Genomic DNA, 6,125 nt, shown 5'->3' on the forward strand with positions numbered 1-6,125 from the left:
CCTCCTGATTACATCCGCAATGTTTTTGGCTTCGGACTTCGCAGACACCGAGGAGACGATTCAGGCCCAGCGGCGCTGTCCGACCTGCGTGGAAGCCAGCGACCTGTATGGCCCGCATCCGTCGGCGGCACGACTGTGGGGTGAAAGCGCAGCCTTTGACTCCGCTCTTCTTTGGTTCAACTGGTTCGGAACAAAAAACAGTGGCATGATGGGAACTCACGATTTGCCTGACTCTTGGAAGAAAGCACATCGCCCATTCTATACAGCAATATGGCTGGAAAAGCCCGCAACACTCGCGATGATGGGTGCGTACATAGTCGCTCACGCTCGTGGCGCCTACCACAACGCCGGGATTCCGAACTCGTCGAGCAGCACCTTACGGTGAGGGGAAGTCAGGCCCCTCTCGGGGGTAGCTGTGCGATTCGTGGGTAGAGGCATTCTTGCCTGTGTTCGTGACGAGTGAACAAGCAATTGCTGGGCCGCTCGATGACGTGGATCTGGCGCAGGGTTGTCAGAACCGAGAGCTATTTACTGAACGGCTATCTGCATTCTCGGTGTAAGAGTTTCGTTTTGGGATGGCTAACGGCCAAGCGTGTTTCAAAACGGAGTTACGGGGGATGGCTGCATCGCCGGGATCAAGTAGCGGCGGGCCCCGGCCGAAGTCAGGAGTTTCTGCGGATTTCTCGATCCAATATTTCACGTACCGCAGCGACAAGAGTATCCGGTGTGAAGGGTTTGGCAAGGCACGCATGGTAGAACATATCAATGGTCTCCATGCCGTCAAGCCTCTCACGGTGACCTGAAATGAAAAGAACCCTCGACTCGCTGCGCAGTTGATTGAAGCGCTCCGCTAAGATTCTTCCATTCATGCCCGCCATGATGAGATCGGTCAAGAGAAGGTCGATACGCCGCGAATCAGATTCCGCAATGCGAATTGCCTCGAGGCCGTCGCCTGCGCTCAGGATTTCGTAACCTTGATCGGTCAGGGATTCACAGAGGAGCCTCCGCACGGCTATGTCGTCTTCGACGACCAGGATGGTTTCCAGTGCTTGCGGTTGGCGAATGCCTGCCAGTTCGGGCGCTTCGGCAACGGCCGCCTCATGGGTGGACGGCAAATAGATTCGGAAGCTGGACCCCACTCCGAGGTTACTGTCAACCCGAATGACGCCGCCGCTTTGCTGCACGGTTGCAAGGACCATGGTGAGCCCAAGTCCGCTTCCTCGATCGATACCCTTGGTCGAGAAAAAGGGATCAAATACGTGAGACATTGTTTCGCTGTCCATTCCGCAACCCGTGTCACTGACCTCGAGACAGGACCATACGCCAGGCTTGGCCGCCTCGCCCGCGCGGAAAAATTCGTTCTGGAGATCGACTGTCGACGTTCTTACCGTTACCGTGCCGCCGTTCGACATTGCGTCGCAGGCATTCACCAAGAGATTCAGGAGCGCGTGGTCCATCTCGTTACGATTGGCCCGTACGTTCTGCAATTGGGAATCGAGATCCCGCACGAGAGTGATCTCATAACCGACCAGCCGTTCAAACATATTCGCCACACCGGAAATGATTTCGTTCAGGTTCATTACCTCAGGCTCGACTACGTGCTGACGGCTAAACGCGAGCAAGCGCTGGGTCAGTTCCCTGGCCTGCATGGAAACCTGTCGAATGCACTGGGCCATCGGATACAGATGGTTAGCCGGATCCAGGCGTTTCATCATCAACTCGCTATAGCCCAGGCTGGCGGTGAGAATATTGTTGAAGTCATGTGCGATACCGCCTGCTAATTGACCAACGATCCCCATTTTCTGGCTCTGCCGGAGGTGGTCCTCTAGTTGCTTTCTCTCTGCAGCTTCCTTCTGCCACTTCGCCCGTTCGTCTTCCGCGAATCTCATCAAACGGTCGTTTTCAATTGCCATGGACAGAAATTGCGCCAGCAATGCCAAAATCGTCTCGTCTTCCGCAGTAAAACCGCCTAGTAGTTTACCGAAGAGCCCCAGCCATCCGATGTTTCGGCCCTCCCTTCCCAGGAGCGGTACGGCTAGCCAGGGGGGCGACACCGGCCGTTTCGCCAGGGACGGGCCCTCACTGCGGAGTGGGGATCGCAGGCCTGACTCTGCCCGCGGCATTTCCGTCGTGTCTTGGATATCGCCGGCCAGTGTGCCAATCGAATCGCCCGTCGATCGGCTGCCAGAAAAACACATGGCGAAAAGCTCATCGGAGAGCGAGCCAGAAGGCTTTTCTTGGGTCCCCGTCGTGTCGTTAGCGGAGACTCTGACAATCGCCCGATCGGCGCCCACTATCGTGCGCGCGCCTTCGGCCGCAATCGCGAATATGGGACGAATGGATTTCTCGATGTTGATTTCCTGGAGCAGTTGCGCCAGGGCTTGAAAGTGACGTGCCCGAAACCCCGTCCCTTGTCCATCGAGCATTTCTGGCTTTTCTGCAGCCCGGCTGCGAAATTCGCTCGGCATCGCCCTACCCCTTTCCGCGACCTGCCTCCGACATACGAAAAACGCCCACAGCCTAGTGCGGCCCATCGCGCCCTGCTGTACCATATTGCACAGTGTGTATGACGTGTACGTAAGATACACTATCAGTAGATGGCGAATAGAGAGGCTACTTGTCGCGTTATCCTGTTTTGGATATGGAGCCCCGAACGCAGAGAATCCCTGCTCGTCGCGGCGTGCCCGTAGACTGCCGTCACCGGGACAGTCTTTCTCGCCTGGGGCCCGCTCGGACTAGCAGGACGAGAAGGATTTGCTGCACGAAGGAAAAGGCAGTCCATCGAGCGCTGCCGAAACGTCTCCTCCAGGGAGGAAGCTTGGTGACGGGGCGGGTCTACCAGATCGTGCGGATCTGCGTGCAGGCGCGCATCCTGTCATCTCTAGTCACGAGCGCGATGCCCTCGGCCAGTGCGGTGGCCCCGATTAGCCGGTCACACGGATCGCGGGAATAGCTGGCTGGAAGTTGGTTGGCCAGAACCGCAACCCTTACAGTGATGGGCCGGACGGCGGTCCGCGAGGTGATCTTCTCGACGAAGGTTTCGGCGGTGCCCGCAATGTCGAGACGGTCGTGAGTGGCCAGCCATGCTAGCTCCCATAATGTGATGGCGGAAACAGCGATTCCTCCGTTTTGACTGGCTTGCCGGATGGCGTCGGAGGCCTTTGTTGAGAGCTTCGCTGGCTCGCGTGTCGGCACACAACTCAGGAAAGAATGGGAATGGGACCAAAAAGGGGAGACGCCGATTTATTTTCCGATATTCATTGCCCCTGTGCCTCATCCCGTCCCGGTCGGAGTAGGGAATTTCCTCCGGGCCCGCCTTCAAATGGCTTTGATACACCCGTCAGACTCTCGCCATTCAAGGGCAACCGACATTGAGCCGTTCGACAAGTGGCGGGCCGGCCGATGGGTTTAGATGAGTTCAGCCCACCTGCCGCCCTTTCAGAGGGACCCCACCCTCGGGTCGTTCGTCCAGCTGGTTTCGCAACTCCCGTTCAACACCGACAGAATTTCCTGCCTTCTGTCCCAGAAGCGTCCTTATCTTCGCCTCATTGTATCCAAGTTTCCGCGCCAAGTCGCAGATCGTCGCGCACCGCTCTGCGTGTTCTGGGGATTCAACGGTCGCGCTGGCCTGCTCCTCCCCGAGACTCTTGTTCTGCGGATAAAACTCATCGACAATCTCCGGGGCGCGTTCCTCTTCGGTTTCCCGCACGACATACGGTCCGCACTGTTCACCAGTAAAGGCAGCCTGTGCTTCTTGAAGGCGTCTTGCGGGCCCAGTCATGTCGGTGATGAGGCTTTGCAGTGTCGTGCCGCCAATCTCCAGGCTCAGAATCGGGACAACTGCTGTTTCCCAACCTCGGTCTTTTCCGGGATGCCAACGCAACTCCGGCGTGACCTTAAGAGTAGCCTTGATTCCTTTCAAACGGCCGCCGTTCCAACGGTGCAGTTGCGCTACCGCATTTGACAGATTGGGAACCGAGGTCTTGCCCCCCGTGTGCAGTCGGCAGATGGCGCCCAAGCTAGGAAATTGTTCCAAGATGAAGTACAGGTCTCCGGAAGGCCCACAATTGCCGCTCTCCAGTTCCGGGCAACCGACGCCGCAACCTTCGACCGGCTGGCCCTTCTGCAGTCCATCCAGGTATTTGCGTTCGCCCGGCCAAGGTTCGCCCTCCGGGTGCTCCCTTGTCCTTCGAATTGCTTGCATTTTGTAATGTGCCCCAGTGTCGTTCACGATTTGCACCAGCTCACCGTGGCAGAAGCGGCCTTTCCGCGTCCATAGAGCATACTCCGACGGGAATACCTCCCTCGGGTCATCATGGAGGAAGATGACTCCCAGTTGAGTCGGCTTCTCGCCAAAGAGTTCGGCGATATCCGGCGCGGACTGCCAATACACAGATCGCCCGCACATGACTTTCCGCTTGAAAACGAAATGAAAGAGCGCTCGTGGATTGCTGTTCACGTCATCCGGGTCGGGACCTTCGCCAATGGCAACCTTAATTGCCACCGGGAGCTTCTCGAGGGCCACGCCCTTCTCATCATGTGTTAGTCCGAGAATCCCCATCGCGTTTCTCCTCTGTGATTACGTGCCTGCGTGTGACGTCGCGCTTCCGTGTGTACACGGCATAAATCTGGCACCGGCGGCCGCCTCCCAACTCTGCTTTCACTTCTTCCACCCAGCGGCGCTCCTTCGCATAAACGGTTCTCGTTGCATCTGTTCAACGTTGCGGCAGACGTTGACAGGGCAATATCAGTTCGGGAGTCCATTGGGTGAATGCCCGATCCGTCCGGCCCACAGCCTAGTTCCGCGTCATTAAAACAGAGTCCCGCTGCATTCCCGCGCGGTGCAATTCGAAGACAAATGAAGCCATTCCCGGTTTCGCACGGTCCTGTCTCCGATTCCGTCAAAGGGGAGATACGGAAAGGCCAAAGCAGTCGAAAAGAATAGTCAGAAACCATGGGTCTAGCTACGACCCTAGCCGACGCCAAGCGCCCTGCGGTTGCGGCAACCTGTTATGAATTATGCGATTGGCGAAGGAATTCGCTCTCTCGATCGAGTTTCGGGGAGCGAGACCCCCCAGTCGATGGTCCGCGTCTGAAAGACCCAGAGATCAAATGTTTGCGGAAAGGGTGCAGGAGATCAAGAAGCCGGAGGCAAAGCGGAACACACGGGCCGCAAACTTGACGCTCTCCCATGAGTTCGTTACATCACGCTGATAGGGATATGTCCGAGATTATGAAAAATCTTTGACCTGTTGCGCAAGGGACGATTCGAAGGCCATGGCCTCGGCAACGCAAATACCGGCTCCCAAACACGCTGAGCGGCACTATGCCGTTGCGGAAGTCGCCGCGATGTGGAATCTCAGCACGGACAAGGTCCGCGCGCTATTCGCCAATGAGTCAGGTGTACTGGCGATCGGAGAACAAAATCCCAGACATAAGCGGCGGTATGTCACTCTGCGCATTCCTGAATCCGTCATGGAACGCGTGCACGCTCGTTTGTCGGCGAAGTCAGTCATCCTGCAAACCAAAATCCGCTTCCGTCCTTAAAGCTTCCAGGCTCTCGATACTTGCTCCTCAAGCGCAATCTGCCTGGACTTCACCCACGGGGCGTAATGCTTTTCGGTGATCTTCACGCTCGAGTGACCCAGCAGAATCGAAACCGTCTCGAGCGGCACGCCGGCCTTTAATAGGTTAACGCTGAAAGTGTCGCGGAAGCGGTGTGCATGGCCTTTGATCCCAGCGAGTACGAAAACCTTTGCGAGGGACCGCTGCCAATCGGCGACGGCGCTCTTGGGGTTTCCGACTCCAGACCAAAAGATGAACGGGCTCGACGGATTCACTTTCTGCAATTGCTCGAGCACGGGATCCGGCAATGGAATAAAAACGGGCGTGCCGGTCTTCTGGGTGTAGAGCAGAAGTTTGCCATCTTCGATTTTTTCCTTGGAGAGCGTCACGGCATCCCGAATACGCAGTCCGGAGTAGCGAAGCAGGTTCAGGAATGCACGCACGCGTTCGCGATTTCTTTCCCCGTGGATCCCTCTGTTGGGATACACCTCGGTCGCGAGCAGAATCTTTTCTATTTCGTGATCGGAGAAGGGAAGCGTAGGTTTTGCCCGCCCAATCGG

General features: G+C 57.0%; 6 protein-coding genes. 2 read left to right on the forward strand and 4 right to left on the reverse strand.

The genetic code is table 11. The annotated features are described in order from the left end of the window. Nucleotides 1–385 (forward strand): hypothetical protein (locus VMU57_RS05560; protein ID WP_325381642.1); only part of this gene is annotated, 385 nt, incomplete at its 5' end. A gap of 277 nt (nt 386–662) precedes the next feature. Here the strand turns inward: VMU57_RS05560 and VMU57_RS05565 are convergent. From VMU57_RS05565 to VMU57_RS05575, 3 genes are all read right to left on the reverse strand, one after another. Then, nucleotides 663–2,468 (reverse strand): response regulator, encoded by a 1,806-nt coding sequence (locus VMU57_RS05565; protein WP_325381643.1) that lies wholly within the window; start codon nt 2,466–2,468, stop codon nt 663–665. Between the two features lie 367 nt (nt 2,469–2,835). Beyond that, nucleotides 2,836–3,195, reverse strand: a complete 360-nt coding sequence (locus VMU57_RS05570; RefSeq protein WP_325381644.1) for a type II toxin-antitoxin system VapC family toxin — start codon at nt 3,193–3,195, stop codon at nt 2,836–2,838. Nucleotides 3,196–3,418: 223 nt separating this feature from the next. Beyond that, nucleotides 3,419–4,561, reverse strand: a complete 1,143-nt coding sequence (locus VMU57_RS05575) for a hypothetical protein (RefSeq protein ID WP_325381645.1) — start codon at nt 4,559–4,561, stop codon at nt 3,419–3,421. A gap of 716 nt (nt 4,562–5,277) precedes the next feature. Between VMU57_RS05575 and VMU57_RS05580 the strand changes: the two genes are divergently transcribed. Next, nucleotides 5,278–5,547, forward strand: a complete 270-nt coding sequence (locus VMU57_RS05580; RefSeq protein WP_325381646.1) for a hypothetical protein — start codon at nt 5,278–5,280, stop codon at nt 5,545–5,547. Here VMU57_RS05580 and VMU57_RS05585 read toward each other — a convergent pair. Further along, nucleotides 5,544–6,125: tyrosine-type recombinase/integrase (locus VMU57_RS05585; RefSeq protein WP_325381647.1), on the reverse strand; the 582-nt coding region annotated here is incomplete at its 5' end. The genes VMU57_RS05580 and VMU57_RS05585 overlap by 4 nt on opposite strands.

The sequence above is a fragment of the Edaphobacter sp. genome (assembly GCF_035532915.1).
Lineage (GTDB): Bacteria > Acidobacteriota > Terriglobia > Terriglobales > Acidobacteriaceae > Edaphobacter.

What these genes read in the sequence shown, in the direction of transcription:
- VMU57_RS05565 (WP_325381643.1), bottom strand. Translation starts at nt 2,468, where the DNA reads ATGCCGAGCGAATTTCGCAGCCGGGCTGCAGAAAAGCCAGAAATGCTC.
- VMU57_RS05575 (WP_325381645.1), bottom strand. Translation starts at nt 4,561, where the DNA reads ATGGGGATTCTCGGACTAACACATGATGAGAAGGGCGTGGCCCTCGAG.
- VMU57_RS05580 (WP_325381646.1), top strand. Translation starts at nt 5,278, where the DNA reads ATGGCCTCGGCAACGCAAATACCGGCTCCCAAACACGCTGAGCGGCAC.